This is a genomic window from Shinella yambaruensis, assembly GCF_050859155.1.
GTDB lineage: Bacteria > Pseudomonadota > Alphaproteobacteria > Rhizobiales > Rhizobiaceae > Shinella > Shinella yambaruensis.
Genome location: NZ_CP150639.1, coordinates 461,474 through 486,084 on the forward strand (window position 1 = coordinate 461,474; position 24,611 = coordinate 486,084).

The 24,611-nt window shown below is 68.2% G+C and carries 24 protein-coding genes; 23 read left to right on the forward strand and 1 reads right to left on the reverse strand.

All coding sequences use genetic code 11. The features are described 5' to 3' along the window. Positions 1–47: 47 nt before the first annotated feature. From WMC41_RS24480 to WMC41_RS24565, 18 genes are all read left to right on the forward strand, one after another. Positions 48–2,219: a TonB-dependent siderophore receptor gene (locus WMC41_RS24480; RefSeq protein WP_432348503.1), complete on the forward strand. Its 2,172-nt coding sequence runs from the start codon at positions 48–50 to the stop codon at positions 2,217–2,219. Beyond that, positions 2,219–3,826: an alpha/beta hydrolase-fold protein gene (locus WMC41_RS24485; RefSeq protein ID WP_432348505.1), complete on the forward strand. Its 1,608-nt coding sequence runs from the start codon at positions 2,219–2,221 to the stop codon at positions 3,824–3,826. Before WMC41_RS24480 ends, WMC41_RS24485 begins: the two co-directional genes overlap by 1 nt. Positions 3,827–3,926: 100 nt before the next feature. Beyond that, positions 3,927–4,226, forward strand: coding sequence for a DUF2218 domain-containing protein (locus WMC41_RS24490; protein WP_272807902.1), 300 nt, complete (start codon positions 3,927–3,929; stop codon positions 4,224–4,226). 33 nt (positions 4,227–4,259) lie between these two features. Then, positions 4,260–5,162: a siderophore ABC transporter substrate-binding protein gene (locus WMC41_RS24495; protein WP_432348507.1), complete on the forward strand. Its 903-nt coding sequence runs from the start codon at positions 4,260–4,262 to the stop codon at positions 5,160–5,162. Further along, on the forward strand, positions 5,159–6,136 hold the full coding sequence (locus tag WMC41_RS24500) for an ABC transporter permease (RefSeq protein WP_432348509.1): 978 nt from the start codon (positions 5,159–5,161) through the stop codon (positions 6,134–6,136). The genes WMC41_RS24495 and WMC41_RS24500 overlap by 4 nt, the downstream gene beginning before the upstream one ends. Continuing rightward, positions 6,129–7,070 (forward strand): iron chelate uptake ABC transporter family permease subunit, encoded by a 942-nt coding sequence (locus WMC41_RS24505; RefSeq protein WP_432348510.1) that lies wholly within the window; start codon positions 6,129–6,131, stop codon positions 7,068–7,070. Before WMC41_RS24500 ends, WMC41_RS24505 begins: the two co-directional genes overlap by 8 nt. After that, positions 7,067–7,825, forward strand: a complete 759-nt coding sequence (locus tag WMC41_RS24510) for an iron ABC transporter ATP-binding protein (protein WP_432348512.1) — start codon at positions 7,067–7,069, stop codon at positions 7,823–7,825. The genes WMC41_RS24505 and WMC41_RS24510 overlap by 4 nt, the downstream gene beginning before the upstream one ends. 65 nt (positions 7,826–7,890) lie before the next feature. Further along, complete coding sequence (locus WMC41_RS24515) at positions 7,891–9,171, forward strand: NAD(P)/FAD-dependent oxidoreductase (RefSeq protein ID WP_432348513.1); 1,281 nt, start codon at positions 7,891–7,893, stop codon at positions 9,169–9,171. 108 nt (positions 9,172–9,279) lie between these two features. After that, positions 9,280–10,053, forward strand: coding sequence for an SDR family NAD(P)-dependent oxidoreductase (locus WMC41_RS24520; protein WP_432348515.1), 774 nt, complete (start codon positions 9,280–9,282; stop codon positions 10,051–10,053). A gap of 10 nt (positions 10,054–10,063) precedes the next feature. Beyond that, entirely contained in the window at positions 10,064–10,813 is a 750-nt protein-coding gene (locus WMC41_RS24525; protein ID WP_432348517.1) for an SDR family NAD(P)-dependent oxidoreductase, read from the forward strand. A gap of 108 nt (positions 10,814–10,921) precedes the next feature. Next, positions 10,922–12,010 (forward strand): D-TA family PLP-dependent enzyme, encoded by a 1,089-nt coding sequence (locus tag WMC41_RS24530; protein WP_432348519.1) that lies wholly within the window; start codon positions 10,922–10,924, stop codon positions 12,008–12,010. Between the two features lie 74 nt (positions 12,011–12,084). Continuing rightward, positions 12,085–12,477: a RidA family protein gene (locus WMC41_RS24535; protein ID WP_432348521.1), complete on the forward strand. Its 393-nt coding sequence runs from the start codon at positions 12,085–12,087 to the stop codon at positions 12,475–12,477. A gap of 191 nt (positions 12,478–12,668) precedes the next feature. After that, positions 12,669–13,208, forward strand: a complete 540-nt coding sequence (locus WMC41_RS24540; RefSeq protein ID WP_432348522.1) for a flavin reductase family protein — start codon at positions 12,669–12,671, stop codon at positions 13,206–13,208. Positions 13,209–13,330: 122 nt separating this feature from the next. Then, a complete protein-coding gene (locus WMC41_RS24545) occupies positions 13,331–14,683 on the forward strand; it encodes an LLM class flavin-dependent oxidoreductase (RefSeq protein WP_244766570.1) in 1,353 nt (450 codons plus the stop codon). Between the two features lie 9 nt (positions 14,684–14,692). Further along, the gene (locus WMC41_RS24550) at positions 14,693–15,544 is read left to right on the forward strand and encodes an ABC transporter permease (protein WP_272807913.1); all 852 of its coding nucleotides are present in this window, start codon (positions 14,693–14,695) and stop codon (positions 15,542–15,544) included. Between the two features lie 32 nt (positions 15,545–15,576). Continuing rightward, entirely contained in the window at positions 15,577–16,551 is a 975-nt protein-coding gene (locus tag WMC41_RS24555; protein ID WP_432348525.1) for an ABC transporter substrate-binding protein, read from the forward strand. Between the two features lie 8 nt (positions 16,552–16,559). Then, positions 16,560–17,330 carry an ABC transporter ATP-binding protein gene (locus tag WMC41_RS24560; protein ID WP_244766573.1) on the forward strand — a complete coding sequence of 257 codons (771 nt, stop codon included), beginning with the start codon at positions 16,560–16,562 and terminating at the stop codon, positions 17,328–17,330. Positions 17,331–17,458: 128 nt separating this feature from the next. Next, positions 17,459–18,775, forward strand: coding sequence for a replication-associated recombination protein A (locus WMC41_RS24565; RefSeq protein WP_432348527.1), 1,317 nt, complete (start codon positions 17,459–17,461; stop codon positions 18,773–18,775). Between the two features lie 3 nt (positions 18,776–18,778). On the opposite strand, the gene WMC41_RS24570 is transcribed toward WMC41_RS24565, so the two are convergent. Continuing rightward, positions 18,779–19,375, reverse strand: coding sequence for a CDP-alcohol phosphatidyltransferase family protein (locus WMC41_RS24570; protein WP_432348528.1), 597 nt, complete (start codon positions 19,373–19,375; stop codon positions 18,779–18,781). 119 nt (positions 19,376–19,494) lie between these two features. Here WMC41_RS24570 and WMC41_RS24575 point away from each other — a divergent pair, with 119 nt between their 5' ends. Genes WMC41_RS24575 through WMC41_RS24595 form a run of 5 tightly spaced genes read left to right on the forward strand, consistent with a single transcriptional unit; the run spans position 19,495 to position 24,586 of the window. Then, positions 19,495–21,231 carry a bifunctional alpha/beta hydrolase/class I SAM-dependent methyltransferase gene (locus tag WMC41_RS24575; protein ID WP_432348530.1) on the forward strand — a complete coding sequence of 579 codons (1,737 nt, stop codon included), beginning with the start codon at positions 19,495–19,497 and terminating at the stop codon, positions 21,229–21,231. A gap of 7 nt (positions 21,232–21,238) precedes the next feature. Next, positions 21,239–22,573 (forward strand): phosphatase PAP2/dual specificity phosphatase family protein, encoded by a 1,335-nt coding sequence (locus WMC41_RS24580; protein ID WP_432348532.1) that lies wholly within the window; start codon positions 21,239–21,241, stop codon positions 22,571–22,573. Next, positions 22,570–23,007 carry a hypothetical protein gene (locus tag WMC41_RS24585; protein ID WP_432348534.1) on the forward strand — a complete coding sequence of 146 codons (438 nt, stop codon included), beginning with the start codon at positions 22,570–22,572 and terminating at the stop codon, positions 23,005–23,007. Before WMC41_RS24580 ends, WMC41_RS24585 begins: the two co-directional genes overlap by 4 nt. Then, positions 23,004–23,657 (forward strand): lysophospholipid acyltransferase family protein, encoded by a 654-nt coding sequence (locus WMC41_RS24590; RefSeq protein ID WP_244766579.1) that lies wholly within the window; start codon positions 23,004–23,006, stop codon positions 23,655–23,657. The genes WMC41_RS24585 and WMC41_RS24590 overlap by 4 nt, the downstream gene beginning before the upstream one ends. Next, positions 23,657–24,586: a phosphatidate cytidylyltransferase gene (locus WMC41_RS24595; RefSeq protein WP_432348536.1), complete on the forward strand. Its 930-nt coding sequence runs from the start codon at positions 23,657–23,659 to the stop codon at positions 24,584–24,586. The genes WMC41_RS24590 and WMC41_RS24595 overlap by 1 nt, the downstream gene beginning before the upstream one ends. Positions 24,587–24,611: the final 25 nt, after the last annotated feature.

The window sequence follows — 24,611 nt, forward strand, 5'->3', positions numbered from 1 at the left end:
AGGAAATGTGGGGCACTCTTTCGCCGTCGATCGGACAACGTCGTATCATGCTGCTTGCCGCGGCCAGCGTCCTGGCGCTGAACGCGGCCGTCGCGCAGGAACAAGGGACCGGCCAGCCGACAGGCCAGGGCAACACGGTGCTGGAGGCGGTGGTCATCGAGGGCGGCGCCGGCGAGCGGGGCGACGGGCCGGTTGACGGCTACGTCGCGAAGAAGAGCCTTGCCGGCACCAAGACGAATACGCCCGTTTCCCGGACGCCGCAGACCGTCAGCGTCGTCTCCAGGGAACAGATCGAGGACCAGAGCGCCCAGTCCGTCGCCGAGGCGCTGCGCTATACGCCGGGCGTCCTCACCGAGTACCGCGGCGCCTCCAACCTGCGCGACGAGCTTTTCGTGCGCGGCTTCTACTACGTGCCGAAATATCTCGACGGCCTGTTCCTCGGCGGCGACCTCTCCTATGCGAAGATCGATCCCTATCTCCTGGAGCGCGTGGAGCTGATCTCGGGCCCCGCCTCGGTCCTTTATGGCCAGGCCAATCCCGGCGGCATCGTCAACATGGTCAGCAAGAAGCCGACCGATACGCCGCTGCGCGCGGTGGAGCTTTCGGTCGGCACGGACAAGTACCTCTCCGCCGGCTTCGACATCTCCGACACGTTCGACGACGTCTTCGGCTACCGCATCGCGGCGAAGGGCCTCCGGCGCGACCTGCAGGAGGACCATGCGAAGAACCGCTCCTTCGCCGTCGCGCCGTCCTTCACCTGGTCGCCGGACGAGGGCACCTCGCTGACCATCCTCGGCGGCTACCAGAACGAACCGGATGCAGGCTACCGCAACTTCCTCGATGCGGCCGGCACCGTCACGCCGATCCCGGGCTTCGGCTTCGTGCCGCGTGACTTCTTCGTGTCCGATCCGGATTTCGAGCGTTCGGAACGGAAGCAGGCCTGGATCGGCTACGAGTTCAGGCACGAATTCAACGACAATCTCACCTTCCGCCAGAATGCCCGCTACCACCATGTCGACTGGCTGCACCATACGCTGGTCTATGGCAGCGCCAGCCCCGATCCGGTGACCGGGAACAACACGATCGTCAGCCGCTCGGCGAGCGGCGGCACGGACACCTGGAACCAGTTCACCATCGACAACCAGATCGAGGCGACATTCTCGACGGGCGCGGCCGAGCACACGCTGCTCGGCGGCGTGGACTACCAGTACCGCACGCGTGATTACAAATGGGGCCGCGCCGCCGGGCCGAGCATCGACCTTGCCGACCCGCGCTACGGCGACTTCGACTTCTCGTCGCTGGTGCTGGCAACCACCGACCTTCAGGACCTGACGGCCCGTCAGGTGGGTGTCTACCTGCAGGACCAGGTGGAGATCGGCGCCTTGAACCTTCTCGCCGGTATCCGCTACGACCGGGCCAAGACCGAGATCGACGACCGGCTGGGCACCAACGACCAGTCCTATGACGACGGCGCCTTCACCTGGCGCGCCGGGGCGCTCTACGCCTTCGACAACGGCCTGTCGCCCTATGTCAGCTATGCGACCTCCTTCGAGCCGGCGCTCTACCTGCCGCCGGCCGGCAGCTCGGCCTTCTCGCCCACGACGGCCGGACAGTTCGAGGTCGGCGTCAAATATGCCCCGGAAGGCTCCGGCCTGCTGCTGACGGCCGCCTATTACGACCTGAGGCAGAAGGACGTGGTGGCCGGCGCCTGGGACCCGGACCTCGGCCAGGTGGTCTATTCGCAGGTCGGCAAGATCCACAACCGCGGCATCGAGCTTTCCGCCCGGGCGGAGGTGACGAACAACCTCTCGCTGATCGCCGGCTACAGCTATATCGACTCGATCGTCAAGGAATCCGTCAATACGAGCGAAGTCGGCAAGATGCCGGCCCGCATTCCGCAGCATCAGGCCTCGCTCTGGGCGACCTACACGGCCGATGAGGGCGCGCTGGAGGGGCTGACCGTCGGCGGGGGCCTGCGTTATATCGGCACAAGCTGGGGCGATGGCGGCAATTCGTTCAAGGTCGGCGCCGTCACGCTGTTCGACGCCATGGCCTCCTACGATTTCGGCGCGAAGAGCCCGGAGCTGAAGGGCCTGTCCCTGCAGCTCAACGTCAAGAATATCGGCGACGAGCGCTACGTCGCCTCCTGCGCCAGCGCCTATGCCTGCTTCTATGGCGAAGGCCGCAGCATCGTCGCGACGCTGAAGAAGGAATGGTGATGCGCAGGATGATCGGATCGGGCGTCATGGCCTTGATCCTCTCGATGACGCCGGCGCCTGCGGCGGAGACGACGCAAGCCGTGCCGCTCGCCGCCGGCACGGCGGTGGCGGGGAAGGCTGCGACGGCCGGGGCAAGGGAGGCCTTCGATCCCCGGACGGCCGTCGGCGACTACTTCAAGGGGGCGCTTCGCGTCGAGGCCGGCACCTTCGATCTCGATCTCGTGGACAGCGAGGGCCGGCACCTGCGCCGGCTCGCCGAAGGGGCGGGGGGCGTCGCGGAGTTCCAGTTCGTTGCCGAAGGCTCCGGCGAGCGGCTGGTCGTCACGGCCGCACGCGAGGGCGCCTATGTGCTCGGCATCGAGCGCAAGGTCGGCCTTGCCGAGCAGCGGCCGGCGCCGACCGCCTATCTGAGCCCCGCCATCGCCGGGATCGCCGCCGCAGTCGCGGCGGGCGGAACGACGGAGGCCTTCTGGGCGATGGTCGCGGACCGCGGCGCGCCGCTCGTCGAGGACGGGCCGGAGGGGCACAGGATCGTCACCTTCCTGGGGCGTGGCGCGAAGCGCAACATCCGCCTGTTCGGCGCACCGAGCGGCGACCACGAGGAATTGCAGCGTCTCGGCGATTCGGACATCTGGTTCAGGAGCTTCGAGGTGCCGGAAAGCACGCGGCTGTCCTATCAGCTGGCCTTCGACGTGCCCGACGTGCCCGGCACCGCGCGCGACCGGCGCGTCGCCATCCTTTCGACGGCCAGGGCCGATCCGCTCAACCGGCACCGCTGGCCGATGGAGGCGGTGGACGCTTACAATCAGGAGTCCGTGCTGGAACTGGCCGGTGCGCCGCCGCAGCCGTTTCTGGCGGAGAAAGGCAATCCCCAGGGCCGGTTGAGCCGGCTGTCGGTCGAAAGCCGCCTGCTCGGCAACCGCCGTGACGTCACGCTCTACTACCCGCCCGGTTTCGACCCGGCGCGCAAGGACACGGTCCTGCTCTTCGTCTTCGACGCCGACCAGTATCTCGACCGCGTGCCGATGCCACGCATCCTCGACAACATGATCGCCGCCGGCGCGGTGCCGCCGGTAGTCGCCGTCTTCGTCGCCAATCCCGACCGGGCGGCGCGGGCGCGCGAACTTCCGGCCAATCCGGCCTTCGCGGATTTCATGGCCACGGAGCTTTATCCGCTTGTCGCAAGGGAAACGGGGCTGGCGATCCCGGCCACGCGCACGGTGCTGGCCGGCTCCAGCTATGGCGGCCTCGCCTCGGCCACCGTCGCCATGCGGCATCCGGAGGTCTTCGGCAACGTGCTCTCCATGTCCGGCTCCTTCTGGTGGAGCCCGCCGGGCACGCCGGAGGACCGGCAGGAGCATGTGGCGGGGCTGATTGCCGCAGGCCCGGCGCTGCCGCTGCGCTTCTTCCTCTCGGCCGGCCTCTTCGAAACGGGCGCGCAGGGCACGGCCGGCATCCTCGAAACCAGCCGGCATTTGCGGGACGTGCTGCAGGCCAAGGGCATTCCCGTCACCTATCGCGACTATGCCGGCGGCCACGACTATCTCGTCTGGCAGGGCGTCATCTCGGACGGGCTGATCGCGCTGTTCGGTGGAGATCGGCCCTGACGGCCGGCTTCCCTTGTCGGGAAAACATGAGTAAGGACGTTATGTTTTCGGCGCTGCCGGCAGGCAAGCCGGCCGCCGGACAAGGATGAAAGGGAAGGCCATGCTCGAATCCGTCGCCTATCTGGAGACCGCCCACGGCCGGAAATACCTGGCGCAGCTGTGCAAGCATTTCGCGCACAAGATCGAGGTCACCGCTTCGGAGAACCACGGCGAATGTCACTTCGCCTGCGGCCTCGGCATTCTCGATGCCGATGACTATGGCCTGCGCATGACCGCCCGGGCCGAAAACGGCGAGGACCTTGCCCAGACCCAGTCGGTGATCGAGTCGCATCTCGCGCGCTTCGCCTTCCGTGAGGAGCTTCAGCCGCTCGACTGGCAGTGGCAGAACAAGGCCGGCTGAGCGTTCGCATCCATCCAGAATGACAGGTAGACCATGAAACAGTTCCGCCCGCTCGCGGCCTTCGCCGCCCTTGCCCTTTCCATCCTGCCCGCCGGCGCCATGGACGTGCCGACGGCGCGGGGAACGGTCGCGGTCGACGGCGTGCCGAAAACCATCGCCGTCTACGACATGGCCGCGCTCGACACGCTCGACCGCCTCGGCATCCGCCCGGCGGGCGTGCCGGACAAGCTCTACGTTCCCGCGCTGGAGCCGATCAAGGCCGGCGCGACGGCGGTCGGCACGCTGTTCGAGCCCGACCTCGAGGCGCTGAGCGCGCTCGGCCCCGATCTCGTCATCGTCGGCAGCCGGTCCGCCGCCAAGGCGGAGGTCACGGCCAAGGTCGCGCCGACCATCGACATGACGATCGATGGCGACGATCTCTTCGGGCAGGCCAAGCTGCGTCTCGAGACCTATGGCGAGCTGTTCGGCAAGGCGGCGGAGGCAAAGGCCATTGCCGGTGAGCTGGACGCGAAGCTCGCGGCCGCGAGGGCCGCCGTTGCCGGCAAGGGCAAGGCGCTGATCGTCATGACCAACGGGCCGAAGGTCTCCACCTATGGCCCCGGCTCGCGCTTCGGCTGGGTGCATGCGGCGCTCGACCTGCCGCCGGCGATCGCCGAGATCGAGACGGCGACGCATGGCGAGGCGGTGTCCTTCGAGTTCATCCGCGAGGCGAACCCCGACTGGCTTCTGGTGCTCGACCGCGCCGCTGCCGTCGGCTCCAACGAGCAGGCCGCCAGGGTGACGCTCGACAACGAGCTCGTGGCGGAAACGACGGCGTGGAAGAAGGGCCAGGTCGTCTACCTGCCGGCGCCGGATTTCTACATCGCCGCCGGCGGCGTGCAGTCGCTCGAACGCGTGCTGGCGACGATCACGGAGGCCTTCGCCGCCGCGAAATGAGCGCCCGCGCCCTGCAACCCTCCTTGCGGACCGGAACGATCGCGGGCCTCGGGCTCGCGGTCCTTTTCGTGCTGAGCCTTGCCGTCGGCGTCAGCCCGATGCCGCTCGGCCGGCTGCTGAGCGATCCCGAGGCGCTCCAGCTCCTCCTCGTCAGCCGCCTGCCGCGCACGCTCGCCGCGATCCTCAGCGGCGCGGGGCTGGCGATCGCCGGGCTCATCATGCAGACGCTGGCGCGCAACCGCTTCGTCGAGCCCGCGACCGCCGGCACGGCGCAGAGCGCCGAACTCGGCATCCTCCTCGTCACGCTGCTCTTTCCCGCCGCCGCCCTGCCGGTGAAGACGCTCGTCGCCGGCGGCGCGGCCCTGCTCGGCACGTCGATCTTCCTGGCGACCGCCCATCGCCTGCCGCCCGCCCAGCCCTTCCTCGTGCCGCTCTTCGGCATCGTCTATGGCGGGGTCATCGGCGCGGCGGCGACCTATGCGGCCTGGCAGGCGGATCTCCTGCAATTCCTCGCCGTCTGGACCAACGGCGACTTCTCCGGCGTGCTGCGCGGGCGCTACGAACTCCTGTGGGTCGCCGCCGTGATGGTCGCCATCGCCTGGTTCGTCGCCGACCGGCTGACCATCATGGCGCTGGGGCGCGAGGCGAGCATCGGGCTCGGCATCGACTACGCCCGCATGATGCAGATCGGCCTCGTCCTCGTCTCCGTCATCACGGCGCTGGCCGTCGCCGTCGTCGGCATGATCCCCTTCGTCGGCCTTGCCGTGCCCAACATCGTCTCGCGCCTGATGGGCGACAATGTGCGCGGCACGCTGGGCTGGGTCGCCGCCGGCGGGGCGGGGCTGGTGCTCGCCTGCGACATCGTCGGGCGCCTTATCCGCTATCCTTACGAGATCCCCGTCGGCACGGTGATGGGCGTGGTCGGCGGCGCGATCTTCCTCTGGCTGCTCTTCCGGCGTGGCGCCCATGCCTGACCGTCGTCTTCTCGGCCTTGCCGCCGCGGCCCTTGCCGCCGCCGTCGCGTTCCTGGCGATCGGCCTCAAGGGCAACATCGCCTTCGTGCTGGAACTGCGCCTCGTGAAGCTTGCGGCGCTGGTGCAGGTGGGCGTGGCGATCGCCATTTCCACCGTGATCTTCCAGACCGTCACCGGCAACCGCATCCTGACGCCGTCGATCATGGGGCTGGATGCGCTCTATCTCTTCGGCCAGATGCTGATGGTCTTCCTGCTCGGCGGGGTGGGCTACGTGGCGCTCGATCCGCAGCTGAAGTTCGGCCTGGAGGTGCTAGTGCTGATGGCGCTCGCCTCGGCGCTGCTGCTGCCCATGCTGAGGAGCCGCCTCGACATGGGCCTGATGCTGCTGGCCGGCGTGGTCTTCGGCGTCCTGTTCCGCAGCCTGCATTCGCTGCTTGCCCGCCTCATCGACCCCAACGAGTTCTCCGTCGTGCAATCGGCGAGCTTCGCCAATTTCAATGCCGTGCGCACCGACCTCCTGGTCTTCGCCGCCATCGTCACGGTCATCGCCGCCGTGATCGCCTGGCGGGCGCGCCACGTGCTCGATGTCATCTCGCTCGGGCCGGATACGGCAACGGGCCTCGGCGTCGGCTGGGCGGGCACGGTGACGGGCCTGCTGCTGCTCGTCTCAGCGCTGGTCGCCGTCTCCACGGCGCTCGTCGGGCCGGTCGCCTTCTTCGGGCTTCTCGTGGCGGCGCTCGCCGAGCGCATCGTCGATACCCGCCGCCACGCCGTGCTGCTGCCGGCGGCCGCCCTTGCCGGCATCGTCGTGCTCGTCGGCGGGCAGACGCTGTTCCAGCATGCGCTCGGCAACGCGACGGCGCTCGGCGTCGTCATCGAATTCGTCGGCGGGCTCGTATTCCTCTTGCTGCTGGTCCTCGGGAGCCGCACATGATCCGGATAGAAAACGTCTCCTTCAAGCACCGGACGACGCCGATCCTCACGGATGTCAGCCTGACGATCCCGAAGGGCGGCGTCGTGGCGCTGATCGGGCCGAACGGCGCGGGAAAGTCCTCGCTGCTCTCGCTCGTCGCCCGCCTGCAACCGCTCCAGGCAGGCACGATCGAGATCGACGGCCTGCCGGTGGATAGCACGCCCGGCCGGGAGCTTGCCCGCGTCATCGCCATCCTGCGGCAGGACACGACGGTGGCAAGCCGCCTCAAGGTGCGCGAACTCGTCGGCTTCGGCCGATTTCCCCACGGTCGCGGACGCCTCACCGCGGCCGACCACGCCATCATCGATGCGGCCATCGCCCGGTTCGACCTCGCTGACCTTGCCGACCGTTTCATCGAGACGCTCTCCGGCGGCCAGCGCCAGCGCGCGCTTGTCGCCATGGCCTTCGCGCAGGGCACGGATTACCTCTTGCTCGACGAGCCGCTGAACAATCTCGACATGTATTACGCCCGCGAACTGATGCGCTCGCTGCGCAGCATCGCCGACGGCAAGGGCAAGACGGTCGTCATCGTGCTGCACGACATCAACCAGGCAAGCGCCCACGCCGACCGCATCGTCGCGATGAAGAACGGCCGTATCGTCGCGGACGGCACGCCGGCGGAAATCCTGACGCCGGAAACGCTGGAGGCCGTTTTCGGCTTTAACATGCGGGTGGAGACGATCGAGGGCAAGCCCTTCGTGCTGCATCAGCTCTAGGGCCGATTGACGAACGGGGAGCGGATGCGCATCAGTCCACCCATCGCATGCCGAGGGGGAGCAGCATGGCCTATCCGGATACCTATTACCGCCGCACCATGACGGACCGGGCGGTGCGCCCCGCGCTCGCCGGCACCGTCGACTGCGACGCGGTGATCATCGGCGGCGGCCTTGCCGGCCTCTCGACGGCCCTTCAGCTCGCGCGGGCTGGCCGGAACGTGGCGGTGCTGGAAGCAGAGAGCATCGGCTTCGGCGCCTCCGGGCGCAATGGCGGCTTCGTCAGCGCCGGTTATGCGACGGGGGAGGGCAATATCGCCCGCATGGCCGGCCCGGCGTCGGCGCACGAGTTGCATCTCCTGTCGATGGAGGGCGTCGAATTCGTCCGCGACAACATCCGGACCCTTGGCCTGCAGGATGCAAAACTCCGACCGGGCCTGATGAGCGTGCTGCGCTACGATGACGGCGCGCGCCTCAAGGCCGACGTGGAGAACGCGCGCCGGCGCTATGGCGAAGACGCCAGCTACATGGACCGCGATGCGGTGCGCGCGGTGCTGAAATCGGACCGCTACCATCAGGCGGTGCGCCACGGGGATGCCTTCCACATGCACCCCTTGAATTATCTGCGCGGCATCGCCCGGGAAATCGAGCGCCTCGGCGGGCGCATCTTCGAGCAGTCCGCGGCAACGGGGACGGATCTGGAGGGCGCGGAGAAGCGGGTGAAGACGGCAGGCGGCACGGTGACGGCGCGGGACGTCGTCTTCGCCACCGGCGGGTACACCGGGGCGCTGAATGCGCGGCTCCGGCGCGCCTTCCTGCCGATCGCCACCTATGTGATGGTCAGCGAGGAGGCGCCTGACCTTCTCGCCGCGGCGATTGCCACCGGCGACGCCATCGGCGACAACCGCCGGGCGGGCGATTATTACCGCCTCGTCGATGATGGCCGGAGGCTGCTCTGGGGCGGGCGCATCACCACCCGCGCCGCCTCGGCCGAGGGGCTGGTGCGCGAACTGCGCGCCGAGATGGTCGGCACCTACCCGCAGCTTGCCGGCCTCGGGACGGAGCTCGCCTGGTCGGGCCTGATGTCCTATGCCCGCCACCTGATGCCCCAGATCGGACGCATGGCCCCCGGCGTCTGGCACTGCACCGCCTTCGGCGGCCACGGCCTCAACACGACGGCGATCGGCGGCAAGGTCGTCGCCGAGGGCATCCTGGGGGAAAGCGAGCGCTACAGGCTCTTTGCGCCCTTCGGCCTGGTCTGGGCCGGCGGCCTCGCGGGGCTGGCGGTGGCGCAATTGACCTACTGGAAGCTGCAGGCACAGGACCGGTGGCGCGAGCGCGCCGCCTGAGACGGCCGGCCGCCACTGAGCGGTGGGTTGCCCGAATTGCGGTGTTGACTATCGCCGTCGCGCCCCTTCCTTTTCGGGAAAGGACATCGCATCGAGGCAGGGGAAACCATGACCGACCAGACCCGAGTAGCGCTCATTGCCGGCGGGGCCGGCGGCATGGGGACGGCGATCGCCGCGCGGCTTTCCGCCGATGGCTATGCCGTCGTCCTTGCCGACCTTGAATCCGAGCGCCTGACGACGGCGGTGGAGGCGGTACAAGCCGGGGGCGGTGCGGCGCTTGCGGTGCCGCTCGACATGCGCAAGGTCGCCTCCTGCACTTCCGCCGTTGAGACGGCGCTCGCCTGGCATGGACGCCTCGACGCCGTTGTCAATGCCGCCGGCGTCTGGCGCGAGGGCGCGGTCGGGACGATGACGGAAGAGGACTGGGACATCGTCCTCGACGTCAACCTCAAGGGGGCGTTCTTCCTCATCCAAGCGGCGATCCCGCATCTTGGGAACGGCGCCTCCATTGTCAACATCGCCTCGGATGCCGGTCTCGTCGGCAACAACGGCGCTTCGATCTACTGCGCCTCGAAGGGCGGGCTGGTGCTGCTGACCAAGGCGCTGGCGCTGGAACTCGCGCCGCGCCGGATCCGCGTCAATGCCGTCTGCCCGGGTGACGTCGCGACGCCGATGATCGAGTTCCAGGCGGAACGCTATGGCGGCGGCGACCCGGACGGCTACAAGGCGAAGCTCCTGTCCAACTACCCCCAGCAGACGGCGGCGCGCTTCATCCAGCCGGAGGAGATCGCCCGCATGGTCGCCTATCTCTGCGAGCCGGACGCCGCGCCCATCACCGGGGCGGCGCTCTCCATCGATTTCGGCGTGACGGCCGGGTACTGAGGAGGGGCGGATGCAGCGCAAGAGGGCGATCATCACCGGGGCAGGGGCGGAGGACGGCATCGGCTTCGCCTGTGCGCGGAGCCTGGCGGAGGAGGGCTATGCCGTCCACCTCGTGGCGACCAGCGCGCGGATCTTGACCCGCGCCGAGGAATTGCGGCGCGACGGGTTTTCCGCGACCGGCCATGTCTGCGACCTCACCGTCAGGGCCGAGGTCGAAACGCTGCGGCGGGCGACGGGACCGGCCGCGGTGCTCGTCAACAATGCCGGCATGGGCAGCCTCTCGCAGCCGACGCTGCAGCGGGATTTCGCCATGCTGGAGGAGGCGGACTGGGACCGCGGCATCTCCGTCACCCTCAAGACGACGTTCCTTTCGACCCGCCTCTACCTGCCGGACATGCTGGCGGACGGTTACGGCCGCATCGTCAACGTGGCGTCGGTGACGGGACCCTATGTCGCCAATCCCGGCGAGACGGCCTATTCCGCCGCCAAGGCCGGCATGGTGGGCCTGACGCATGCGCTCGCCCTCGAGGCGGGCCCGCACGGCGTGACGATCAATGCCGTGGCGCCCGGCTGGATCGACACGGGGGCCTCAACGGAGGAGGAGCGCCGCGCCGCCATGGCGACGCCCTGCGGCCGCGCGGGCCGGCCGGACGAGGTGGCCGCCGCCGTCGCCTTCCTCGCCTCTCCGAAAGCGAGCTATATCAACGGCGCCGTGCTGGTGGTCGATGGCGGCAACATCCTCCAGGAGCGCAAGGCCTGAATCCCGCCCAAGACGGGGGCGAGGATTTCTGTTTCGTCCCGAAGCCATTCATACCATAGTGACCGCAACCCAACGGGCGCCGCGGGCGCCAAGACCGGAAGGCTTTCCATGACCTATCCCTGGCCCGACGCCGGCACGCCGCTCGAAGACGTCCCCACCCCCATGCCCGTCGTCGACGAGGACCGGCTGGCGGCGAACATCGCCCGCGCGCAAGCCTATTTCGACGGGCACGGCAAGGCTTTCCGCCCGCACATCAAGACCCACAAGATCATCGCGGTCGCCGAGGCGCAGCGGGCGGCCGGCGCCGTCGGGCTCAACTGCCAGAAGATCAGCGAGGCCGAGGTTTTCGCCGATGCCGGCTTTGAGGACATCCTGATCACCTACAACATTCTCGGCGCGGCGAAGCTCAGGCGCCTGCGCGCGCTGCACGATCGGGTGCCGCGCCTTGCGGTGGTCGCCGACAGCGCCGCGACCGTGGACGGCCTTGCCGGCGCCTTCGATGCCGCCCGTCCGCTGACCGTGCTCGTGGAATGCGATACGGGCGGGCGCCGGTGCGGCGTGCAGACGCCGGAGGCGGCGACGGACCTCGCGGTCCGGATCGCCGCGGCGCCCGCCCTCCGCTTCGGCGGCATCCTCACCTATCCGGCGACCGGCGGGGCGAGCGCGGTGGAGGCTTTCATCGCCGGAACCATGACCTTGCTTGCGGCCCGCGGCCTCGATTGCCCGGTGCGCTCCAGCGGCGGTTCGCCGGACCTTTGGAAGGCCCATCTCGTGCCCTCCGCCACGGAACACCGCGCGGGAACCTATATCTACAACGACCGCAGCATGGTGCGCGCCGGCCATTGCAAGCGGCAGGACCTTGCCATGCACATCCTTGCGACCGTCGTCTCGCGCCCGGCGGAGGACCGCGCGGTGCTGGATGCCGGTTCCAAGGCGCTCACCTCCGACCTGCTCGGCTTTGCCGACTACGGCGAGATCGAAGGCCACGAGGGCGCCCGCATCGTCTCCCTCTCGGAGGAGCATGCGGTCGTCGATCTCAAGGATTGCCGGGGCGCGTTTCCCGCCATCGGCAGCGTGGTGCACATCGTGCCGAACCACACCTGCGTCGTCAGCAACCTGTTCGACCGCATGGTCTTCCATCGCGGCGGCGTCGTCACCAGGGTTGAAGAGGTCGCCGCGCGCGGCACGGTCTGGTGAGCCCGGATTTCGGTTGACGGCACGCGGCAAAGCCGCTCGTGCTGACCGGCAAACGCATTCAAGGAGAATCGGCCATGGCTGAAAACGACGCCCCCTTCTTCATCGAGGATACCGACGAGACGGAGATCTCGTCCGACACCGCCGGCCTCGGCAACCTCCTCGTCACCACGCATATCCAGCTGCGCGCCGACGGATCGCTGGAGACCGGCGATATCACGACGCAGAGCGTGGCGACGCTGGAAAGCCTGAAGGCCTCGCTGGAAAAGGCCGGCAGCAGCCTTGCCGACGTGATCCATTTGACGATCTACCTCACCGACATCACCGAGCGCCCGGCCTTCAACGAGGTCTACTGCGCCTATTTCAAGAAGCCCTATCCGGTGCGCTGCGCCGTGGGCGTCGCCGCGCTCGCCGATCCCGGCATGCGTGTCGAGGTGACGGCGATGGCGGCGCGGCGCGGGCGCGCCTGAGGTCGTGCCGAACCCTGGGTCCTGGCGCGTTCGGCCCATCTTTTCCCCGGCGGCAAACGCTCCCGCAGGCGTCGGGTAGTCGAATTCATATTTTCTATAAAAATAGTGAAATAAGAAATGGCGTGCCTGCTGCCCCAGGCTTCCGCTTGTTATCCCTATCACCATCAGGGGTCTCAAGCGGAGCGGGAACGATGAACGCCCATGTCGAAAACACACGTTTCAACATTCGCGGCACCACGGCGATCGAGCAGCCGGCCGACGCCGACGCGTTGAAGGCGGCGCTGCGCACGCTCGGCGGCGGTGTCAGCATCATCACGGCCGGCGAGGGCGAGGCCCGCACCGGCGCGACCGTCACCTCGGCGACGGCACTTTCCGTCGAGCCGGCACGCATGCTGGTCTCCCTCAACCGCTCCTCCTCCACCTGGCCCCTCGTCGAGCGCTACGGCCATCTCGGCATCAACATCGTCGGCAGCACTCACGAGGTCCTTGCCAACCAGTTCGCCGGCCGCGGCGGCCTGCGCGGCGCCGATCGCTATCGCGGGGCGGACTGGACCACCGCCGTCAGCGGCGCGCCGCTGCTGGTCGATGCCGTGGCCGCGATCGACTGCGTCGTCGAGGAAGCCATCGAACGGCACAGCCACGTCATCGTCATCGGCAAGGTTCTGGCGATCCGCCTCGGCGCCGGCCATTCGCTGCTCTACCAGGACGGCCGCTACCATGCCCTGTCCTGAAACCCGCTGAGCGGCGCCGCCGCACCGACATCCCCATCCATGCACTGCCATACCCCGCCGCGGGCGGGATCGAGACCCCGTGGCCGACGCGGCCCTTTCCAGACGATACGAAAGGAAACACGATGACACGCAAGATCAGGCTTGGCGCCTTCCTTCCCGGCGGTGGCCAGCACGTCGCTTCCTGGCGCCACCCGGACCAGCCGGCGGACGGCGCCACCAGCTTCGAATTCCACAAGCAGCTTGCCCAGACCGCCGAGCGCGGCCTGTTCGACGCCTACTTCCTGGCGGATAACCTCGCCATCGGTTTCGGTGGTGCGCGGGAAGGGGGCAATGCCCGCGTTGCCGGCTTCGAGCCGGTGACGCTGTTTTCGGCGCTCGCGCCCTTCACGAAGAACCTCGGCTTCATCGCCACCGCCTCGACGACCTACGAGGAACCCTACAACACGGCGCGCAAGTTCGCCTCGCTCGACCTTATTTCCGGCGGCCGCGCCGGCTGGAACGTCGTCACCACGACGGGCGATCCGACCGCGCAGAACTTCAACCGCGAGACCCAGCTGCCCCACGCCGCGCGCTACCGCCGTGCCGCCGAGCATGTCGAGGTGGTCAAGAAGCTCTGGGACAGTTTCGAGGACGACGCCTTCCTGCGCGACAAGGAGCGCGGCGTCTTCTACGATCCGGAAAAGCTGCATGAGAGCGACCACCGCGGCGAGCATTTCCAGGTGCGCGGACCGCTCAACGTCTCCCGTTCGCCGCAGGGCCATCCCGTCATCGTGCAGGCCGGCCAGTCGGATGACGGCCGCGGGCTTGCCGCCGCCACCGCGGAAGTGATCTTCACCGCCCACCAGCACATCGGGACGGCACAGGAATTCTACCGCGACATCAAGGCGCGCGCCCGCGGCCTCGGCCGCAATCCGGACCATATCCTCGTCATGCCCGGCGTCTCGCCCTTCGTTGGCCGCACGCTGGAGGAGGCGCGGGAGAAATACGATCGCCTGACCGCGCTGATCGTCGAAGAGGACGGCGTCGGTCTCCTCAACGGGCTCACCGGAGGCACGCTGGACCTCAGGGGCTACGACCTCGACGGCCCGCTGCCGCCCGCCCCGCCGACCGAGGGCATGAAGAGCCGCCAGGCGCTGATCCGCCAGATCGCCGACGAGAACAATTTCACGATCCGCCAGCTCTACCAGTGGATCGCCTCCGCCCGCGGCCACTACACCATCGTCGGCACGCCCGAGACGATCGTCGACACCCTGCAGGAATGGTTCGAGAACGAAGCCGCCGACGGCTTCAACATCCTGCCGCCGTGGCTGCCCACCGCGCTCGACGATTTTGTCGACCTGGTCATCCCCGAGCTCCAGCGCCGCGGCCTGTTCCGCACCGAATACGAAGGCACGACGCTGCGCGAAAACCTCGGCCTGCCTTTCCCCGTCAACCGCTGGGCCGGCGCGCGCGCCGCCGTCCAGGCCGCCGAATAGGAGACGACCATGTCCTATGAGAACGTCAACTCCACCCTCGGCGCGGATTTTCGCCTGGCCAGCCGCCCACCGGCGACACCCAGGGTAACGGCGCGGCTGAATGCGCTTTTGCCGTCGTTCCTCGCCCGCTACGGCCTGGTGCTGGCCTTCCTGGCGCTCTGGCAGATTTCGAGCACGCAGGGCTGGGTCAATCCCGCCGTCTTCCCGCCGCTCCACATCATCGTCGCGGCCCTCTGGGACAGCCTTGCCAGCGGCGCGCTCATCGACGACATCGCCATCAGTCTCCAGCGCTCCGGCATCGCTTTTGCCGCCGCCGTTGCGATCGGCATCCCGCTCGGCCTCGTCATGGGACAGGCGAAGATCGTCGAGCAGGCGCTCGATCCGCTGCTGCAGTTCTTCCGCCAGACCTCGGCGCTCGCGCTCTATCCCGTCTTCATCCTGCTGCTCGGGCTCGGCGAAACCTCGAAGGTCTTCGTCATCTTCTGGGCGACGCTCTTCCCGATCCTGCTCGCCACGATCGGCGGCGTGAAGGAGGTCGACGGCAAGCTTGTCGAGATGGCGCGGACCTATGGCGCAGGGCGCCTGACGATCTTCCGCCGCGTCATCCTGCCGGCCTCGGTTCCCGCGATCTTCGTGGGCCTGCGCCTCTCGGCCACCACGGCGCTGCTACTGCTCATCGCCGCCGAGATGATCGGCGCCAACAAGGGCATCGGCTTTCAGGTGATGAACGCCCAGTACAATTTCCAGATCCCGCTGATGTTCGCCGCCATCCTGCTTCTCGCCCTGCTCGGCCTCATCGCCAATGCGGTGCTGGTCCTCCTCCAGAAGAAGCTTTGCCGCTGGTCGCAGCCGAACGCCTGAACTCCTCATCCTCTTTGTCAAAGGACACCGTCATGACCTTCCATTCGAAGAAGCTTCTCCTCTCCGCCGCCTTCGCGCTCGGCCTTGCCGGCACGGCTTCCGCGGAAGACGTCAACCTGCGTTACCTCGCCAGCCAGGGCGGCCTGACCGCCCATGAGCTTGCCGCCGAACTCGGCTATTTCGAGGGAACCGGCATCACCATCGAGAATGTCGGCTATGCCGCCGGCGGCCCGGCCTCGCTGATCGCGCTCGCCTCCGGCGACGTGGAGCTCGGCAGCGCGGCCACCTCCGCCGTGCTGAACTCGATCATCAGCGGCAACGACTTCGTCGCCGCCTATCCCTCGAATGGCATCAATGCCGAGGTCCAGTCGATCTTCTACGTGCTGGAGGACAGCCCGATCAGGGAGATCAAGGACATTGCCGGCAAGAGCATCGCCGTCAACACGCTCGGCGCCCATCTCGACTACACGATCCGCGAGGCGCTGCATTCGGCCGGCCTGCCGACGGATGCGGCCAACCAGGTCGTCGTGCCCGGCCCGCAGCTCGAGCAGGTGCTGCGCTCCGGCCAGGTCGACATCTCGGCCTTCGGCTACTGGCAGACGACCTTCGAGGGCGCGGCCAGCAAGAACGGCGGCCTGCGCGCGATCTTCGGCGACACGGACGTGCTCGGCGAGATCGCCGGCGGCTTCGTGGTGCTGCGCCGCGATTTCGTCAAGGCGCATCCCGAGGCGGCGAAGACCTTCGTGGAACAGTCCGCCCGTGCGCTCGACTATGCCCGCGAACATCCCGAGGAAACCCGCAAGATCCTCGCAAAGGCCTTGCAGGAACGCGGCGAGAACCCTGACATCGCACAGTATTTCCGCGGTTACGGCGTTCGTGCCGGCGGCCTTCCGGTCGAGCGGGACGTACAGTTCTGGATCGACGTGCTGGTGCGCGAGGGCAAGCTGAAGGAAGGCCAGCTCGCGGCCAAGGACGTGCTCTATTCGCCCGACGCGGCGACGAACTGAGGCCCGCCATGAGCCTTGCCCCCGCAGCGATCCGTGGAGAGGTGACGATCCGTCACCTCTCGAAATCCTACACCCTCGATGGCCGGCCGCTGCCGGTTCTCGACAACATCAACCTGAAGATCCGCTCGGGCGAGAGCCTCGCCATCGTCGGGGCCAGCGGCTCCGGCAAGACGACGCTGCTGCGCATCCTCGCCGGGCTGGAGGATGCCGACGGCGGCGAGGTGCTGATCGACGGCAAGGCCGTCTCGGGCGTCGGCGCGGAACGGGCGGTCATCTTCCAGGAGCCGCGCCTGCTGCCCTGGCTGACGGTGCTCGAAAACGTCGCCTTCGGCCTCGATACGCGCGGTGTTTCCCGCGAGGAGGCGAAAGCCCGCGCGCGGCGCTATGTCCAGCTCGTCGGCCTGCAATCCTTCGAGAACGCCTATCCGCGCCAGCTTTCCGGCGGCATGGCGCAGCGCGTCGGCATTGCCCGGGCGCTTGCCGTCCAGCCGGAGATCCTGCTGCTCGACGAACCGCTCGGCGCGCTCGATGCCATGACGAAGATCGGCATGCAGCAGGAGCTGACGCGCATCTGGCGCGACGAAGACGTGACGACCATCCTCGTGACGCACGACCTGGAGGAGGCGATCTACCTTGCCGACCGCATCCTCATCCTGCCGCGCGAGAAGAATGCCGCGCCGCGGCTGATCGAGATCGACCTGCCGCGCCCGCGTGACCGCAGCGCGCCGGAATTCGTGCGCCATCGCGAGGAACTGCTGACCCTCTTCGGCCTGCACTGACCGCGACCGCGTACGATTGCCTTTGACCCCGCCTGCTCCGGCCGATAGACGAACGTCATCCGGCCGGGCAGGCGGGCTTTTGCGTCAGGCCGCCGGATTGACAGGACCGTTTAAGACCGGAGGACGCCATGACCGATCTTTTCGACGCCGCACCGCGCACCGGCGCCATGCCGCTTGCTGCGGAGCTGCGGCCGGCGAGCCTGGACGACGTGATCGGCCAGGAGAAGATCATCGGCGAGGGCACCATGCTGCGCCGGCGCATCGCGGCCGGAAGGCTCGGCAGCATCGTGCTCTACGGCCCGCCCGGCCTCGGCAAGACGTCGATCGCGCGCGCCATCGGCAACATGCTCGGCAAGAACTTCCGTCCGCTGCACGCCGCGCACAACAACGTGGCCGACATCCGCAAGATCGCCGACGAGGCGCGCATGCGGCCGACCCTGCTCTTCGCGGACGAGGTGCATCGCTTCAGCGCGACGCAGCAGGACCATCTCCTTGCGCTCTGCGAGGAGGGCGTCGCCGACTTCATCGGCGCGACGACCGGCAATCCCTACCATACGCTGACGCCCGCGCTGATCTCCCGCTCCACCATATTGAAGCTGGAGCCGCTGATGCTGGAGGAGATGGAGGAAGTGGTGCGGCGGGGGCTTCGCCACCTTGCGGCGCGGGGCATCGCGGTGGAGCTGGAACCCGACCAACTGCGCCGCATCGCCGGCCGCTCCGGCGGCGATGCGCGTCGCGCGCTGACGGTTCTTGAAAGTCTTGCCGTCGGGCACGCGCCGGGAAAACCCGTCGTCATCACCGAGGCGATGGTCGATGAGGCCTATGCCGCCGCGCCCGTCAACCACGACCGGTCGGGCGATGCGCATTACGACGTGGTCTCGGCCTTCGTGAAATCGATGCGCGGCTCCGATCCCGATGCGACGCTCTACTGGCTTGCCCGGCTGATCCATGGCGGCGAGGACCCGCGCTACATCGCGCGCCGCATCATGATCCACGCGTCCGAGGATGTCGGCCTTGCCGACAACACGGCACTGCAGACGGCGGTGGCCGCGCTGCATGCGGTGGAGAAGATCGGTTACCCCGAGGCGCAGATCATCCTCGCCCATGCCGCCCTGCACGTCGCCCGGGCGCCGAAGTCGAACTCCGCCTGCCGCGGCATTTCGCTTGCGCTCGCCCATGTGGCGAAAGAGGCGCCCTCGGCGGTGCCGATGCATCTGCGCGATGCGCATTACAAGGGCGCGGCGGCGCTCGGCCATGTCGGTTATGCCTTCCCGCATGACGACGGACGGGGCTGGAGCGAGCAGGTCTACGCGCCGGACGTTCCGCGCGGCGCCTTCTACCAGAGCGACGCCCGCGAGGCGGGGACCTTCGAGCGGCGGGCCGACGAGCACTGGGACCAGATCACCGGCCGGCCGACGCCGCGCCGCTTCGGCGAGAAACGCTGAAGGCTAAGGTCCGGTGAGGCCGGCCCGGACGCGGTTGACCAACGTCCAGGCGAGCAGCACGCAGGCCATCGGCTGGATGTGCCACGTCCAGGCTGGCAACGTGCCGAAACCGGCGACGAGCGCGCCGAGCGCACCGAAGAGGAGGGCCCGGTCGCTCTTGCCCATCGGCCCCTCGTAGCTGCGGCCGTTGCCATGGGCGACGCCGAGCACGCCGGCGAACTCCGTCAGCGCCGAAAGGAAGACGATGGCCGTGAACCAGGGCAGGGAAAACGGCGCCACCAGCGCGAAGGGCAGGTAGAGCGCGGCATCGGAGACGACATCGGCGATCTCGTTGAGATAGCCGCCGAGCGGGCTCTTCTGGCCGTGTTCGCGGGCGAGCATGCCGTCGATGGCGTTGAGCCCCATGCGCAGCAGCATCCAGACGGGAACGAGCGCGAAAAGGGCGGGCGTCGGATTGACGAGGAGCAGCGCGCCGATCCCCACCGAGACGAGTGCGGCGATCAGCGTCACCTGGTTGGCCGTGACACCCATGGCCGCAAGCCGTCCCACCAGGGGACGAAGCAGGTTCTGGAAGGATGATTTCAGTTTATAGATCGACATGTCAGCTCGAATCCGCTCGATTGCGTGCAACAAAAGAGGATGCAAACGGCATGAAATCAACTGCAAACATGCGTCCTCATCCGTATAGGTGCTGAGGTTTCCGCAGGAGAGATGACAGCATGATCGAATCCGCCTTTGCGAGCCATGACGGCGTGGAGCTTTTCTACCGTGCCTGGCCCGCCCGTTCCGGCGCGGCGAAAGGCGCGGTCGTTCTGCTGCACCGCGGCCATGAGCACAGCGGCCGGGTGGCGCACATCGTTGATGAACTCGGGCTCGACGACTTCGCCTTCTACGCCTGGGATGCACGCGGCCATGGCCGGTCGCCCGGCGAGCGCGGCCATTCGCCGTCCTTCGCCCATTCGGTGCGCGATCTCGACTGCTTCGTCCGCCATGTCTGCGAGAGCGGCGGCTTTGCGATGGAAGACATCGCCGTCGTCGCCCAGAGTGTCGGCGCCGTGCTGGCCTCCACCTGGGTGCATGACTATGCGCCTAATATCCGTGCGCTGGTGCTGGCCTCGCCGGCCTTCGACGTGAAGCTCTACGTACCCTTCGCCAAGGAAGGCATCGCGCTCTGGCAGAAGCTCAAGGGCACGTTCTTCGTCAATTCCTACGTCAAGGCCCGCTTCCTGACGCATGATCCGCAGCGCATCGCCTCCTTCGAGGCCGATCCGCTGATCACCCGCCCCATCGCCTCCAACATCCTCCTGGAACTCTACGAGGCGGCGGACCGGGTGGTCGCCGATGCGCGCGCCATCACGGTGCCGACGCAGCTTCTCGTCTCCGGCAGCGATTTCGTCGTGCGCCATGCGCCGCAGCACCGTTTCTTCGAAAATCTCGGCAGCACGATCAAGGAGCGCCATGTGCTGCCCGGCTTCTACCACGACACGCTCGGCGAGCGGGACCGGGCGAAGGCGCTCGAAAAGGTGCGGACCTTCCTCCTCCAGCGTTTCGCCGAACCGCCCGTTGTGGCCGACCTGCGGCGTGCGCATCTTTCCGGCTACACCCGCGACGAGGCCGACCGGCTGGCGACGCCGCTCTCGCTGTTTTCCCCGCGCGGGCTCTACTGGGCGCTGACGCGCGCCTCGATCCGCCTCGGCGGCCTCTTCTCCAGGGGCATCGAGACGGGTTTGCGCACCGGCTTCGATTCCGGCTCCACGCTCGACTATGTCTATGAGGACGAGGCCCGGGGCCTCGGCCCCGGCGGGCGACTGATCGACCGGCAGTTCCTCGATGCGATCGGCTGGCGCGGCATCCGCCAGCGCAAGGTCCATCTGGAGGCGCTGATCGGCAAGGCGCTGGCGCGCCTGAAGGCCGAGGGGCGGCCTCTGCGCGTGCTCGACATCGCCGCGGGCCACGGGCGCTACGTGCTCGATGCGGTCGCGGTGTCCGAGGTGAAGCCGGAGAGCATCCGCCTGCAGGACTATTCGCCGATCAACGTGGAGAAGGGCACGGCGCTGATCACTGATCGCGGCCTCTCGGACGTGGCGGAGTTCCACCGGGCGGACGCCTTCGATACGGAAGGGCTTGCCGCGATCGCCCCGCGGCCGACGCTTGCGATCGTTTCCGGCCTCTACGAGCTCTTCCCGGACAATGCCCTGATCGAAGCCTCGCTGGCCGGCCTCGCGCGGGCGACGGAGCCGGGGGCGCTGCTCCTCTATACCGGCCAGCCCTGGCATCCGCAGCTTGAGATGATCGCCCGGGCGCTGACCTCGCATCGCGGCGGCGAGGCCTGGATCATGCGCCGGCGCACCCAGCAGGAGATGGACCAGCTCGTGGCGGCCGCCGGCTTCCGCAAGGTCGAGCAGCGTATCGACAAATGGGGCATCTTCACCGTCTCGCTGGCCGAGCGCATCTGAGGCGGCCATGGGGGAGGGCGTCGCATCTGTCCTTGCCGTCGATCGCCGCGCGGTTTTTCGCGCGGCAGCGCTCTGGCTCGCCGTCCTGGCGCCGTTCTTCTACCTGACCTACGGCTTTTCCAACTGGCTGGCTGCGCAGCGGGCGGACGTGCCGAATCTCGCGTTCGGCTGGGAGCGGCACATCCCCTTCCTCGCCTGGACGATCCTGCCCTACTGGTCGATCAACGCCTTCTATGCGCTCTCGCTCTTCGTCAACGAGACGCCGGCGGAGGTCGGCCGGCTGGCGCGGCGCTACCTCACGGCACAGGTTGTCGCCGTCCTCTGCTTCATCGCCTTTCCGCTGCAGGCGATCTTCGTGCGGCCGGAGACGCAGGGGCTGCCGGGCTTCCTGTTCGACGTGCTCGGCGGTTTCGACAAGCCGTTCAACCAGGCGCCCTCGCTGCATGTCGCCCTGCTGGTGATCATCTGGGATCACTGGCGCATGCGGCTGCGGGGAAAGACGCTGGCGGTCTGGCATGCCTGGAGCTTTCTGATCGGCGTCTCCGTCCTCACCACCTGGCAGCACCACAGCATCGATATCCCGACCGGCGCGCTGCTCGGCCTCTTCGCCCTCTGGCTGTTTCCGGCCGGCCGGCCGTCGCCGCTGGCAGGGTTTCGCCTGACGGTCGATCCGAAGGCGCGGCGGCTCGCCGTCTATTATGGCGCCGGTGCGCTGGTCTTCCTGTTCCTTGCGGTGTGGACGACGTTCGGCTCCGGGGCGGGGTTGCTGCTGCTCTGGCCGGCGCTTGCCCTCGCCATCGTCGCGCTCGCCTATGCCAGTGCCGGGCCGGATGTGTTCCAGAAGGAGGGCGATGGCCGCATCAGTCTCGCAAGCCGCTGGCTGCTGATACCCTACAGGCTCGGGGTGCGGGTGAATGCCTGGTGGTGGACGCGGCGCCTGCCGGACGCCGTCGAGATCGCCGACGGCGTCTTCCTCGGCCGGGTGCCGACGCGGCGCGCCCTTTCAACCTATGCCGCCGTGATCGACATGACGGCGGAGCTGCCGGGCCTTGCCGTTCCCGGCCTTTCCTGGCGCGCCTTCCCGGCGCTCGATCTGCTGTCCCTCTCCGCCGCTCGCATCCGCGAGGCGGCGCTCGCCGCCGAGGAAGCGGGGCGGCATGGGCCGGTCCTCGTCTGCTGCGCGCTCGGCTTCCAGCGCAGCGCGCTCGTCGCCGCCTGCGTCCTGATGCGGACGGGGCTTGCCACCAGCGCCGCCGCGGCCGTCGCCCAGATCAAGGCGAAGGGGCGGCCGGTGCATCTTGCGTTGGAAACCTATGCCGCGATCGAGGAGGCGGCGCGATGACGGACTGGCGGGCGATCGTCGCAGATTCCATCCGGCGCCTCCGGCGCAACGGCCTTGCCGGCGGGGCGGCGGCGCTGCTGATCCTCGCCGCGGCGCCGCCGACGGCCGGCGCCCATGGTTTCACCGGGCCGCTCGCCTGGGGGCTGCTGCTCGCCTCCTGCCTCGTGCCGCTGGCGTTTTCGGTGCATCTCCTGTTCGATGCCGCGCTGTTCCGGCTCGCCGCCTCCCACGACGGGGAAGTGGCGGGGCTTGCGGCCATCGACGACGTTCTGGCGCGCATGGGGCTCCGCGCCCGGGAAAGCGTGTCGGCAACGCTGCCGGAGCGCCTCCGGGGATGCCGGCGGCTCCTCTGGCTGCAGCGGATCGCATTGGCGGTCGCCGCCGCGCTCTACCTCATCCTGCTCCTCGACGGGATGGAGGGAGGCGGGGCATGAGCGCGAACGGCGCATCCCTGTTGCAGACGGTATCCGGCGCGGTGCTCGCCGGCCTTTCGCGCGCTGTCACCGGCGTGCGGCCGATCTGGGCCGGCTCGGCGCCCTACGGCCGGCAACGCATCTATTTCGCCAACCATGCGAGCCATGGCGATTTCATCCTGGTCTCCACCTGCCTGCCCTTTGCCGAACGCCGCCGCACGGCCGCCGTCGCCGGGGCGGACTACTGGAATGCCGGCCCGATCCGCCGCTTCATTTCCGGCAGGATGCTGCGCACGGTGCTTGTCGAGCGCAACTGGGTGGAGCGCACCGCCGATCCGATGCAGGTGATGCTTGCCGCGCTCGATGCGGGCCAGTCCCTGATCTTCTTTCCCGAGGGCACGCGCAACATGACGGAGGAACCGCTTTTGCGCTTCCGCTCCGGCCTCTACAATCTCGCGGCGCTTCGCCCGGATGTCGAACTGGTGCCCTGCTGGATCGAGAACATGTCGCGCGTCCTGCCGAAGGGTGCGCTCCTGCCGGTCCCGCTGCTCTGCCGCGTCGTCTTCGGCGCCCCGCTGGTGCTTCAGGCGGGGGAGGAGCGGAAGGCCTTCCTCGAGCGCGCCCGCGCAGCGCTTCTTGCCCTTGCGCCCCGAAAGGATGGAACCCGCTGATGAGCGACGACACGCGTCTTTTCCTCGGCCTCGTCTCGGTGCTCGTCATCGCGAGCCTCTTTGCCGGCGTGCTTTCCTGGCGCAGCGAGAAACCGCTGCCGGCGACGCTCGAAAACCTCAATGCCCGCATCAAGGCCTGGTGGATCATGGTGGCGGGCATCAGTGTCGCCTTCCTGTTCGGCACGGGCGGCGTGATCCTGCTTTTCGCCTTCGTCTCCTTCGCGGCGCTGCGCGAATACGTCACCCTCACCAACACGCGCCATGCCGACCGCTGGACGCTGCTCGGCATGTTCCTGATCATCGTGCCGGCGCAGTACTACCTGATCTGGATCGACTGGTACGGGCTCTATTCGATCTTCATCCCCGTCTACTGCTTCCTCGCCATGCCGGCGCTGACGGCCATGCGCGGCGACACGTCCCGCTTCCTCGAACGGGTCAGCGAGCAGCAATGGGGCATCATGCTGTCGGTCTATTGCATCAGCCATGTGCCGGCGCTGGTCACGCTGCCCATTCCCGGCAACGAGGGGCGGGGCCTGCTGCTCATCGCCTTCCTCATCGCCACCGTGCAGGGCAGCGACGTGCTGCAGTACATTTTCGGAAAGCTCTTCGGCAGGCACAAGGTCGCGCCGAGCATCTCGCCGTCGAAGACCTGGGAAGGGCTGGTCGGCGGCATTGCCAGCGCCTCGCTGCTCGGTGCCGGGCTCTACTGGCTGACGCCGTTCTCGCCGCTCGAAGCCGGCGGGCTCGCGGCGCTCGCCTGCATCATGGGCTTCTTCGGCGGCCTCGTCGCCTCCGCCATCAAGCGCGACCGCGGGGTGAAGGACTGGGGCCACATGATCGAGGGCCATGGCGGCATGCTCGACCGCGCCGACAGCCTCGTCTTCGCCGCCCCCGTCTTCTTTCACATCGTGCGTTACGCCTGGACGTAACCAGCGGCGTCTGCCCATCGGCGGG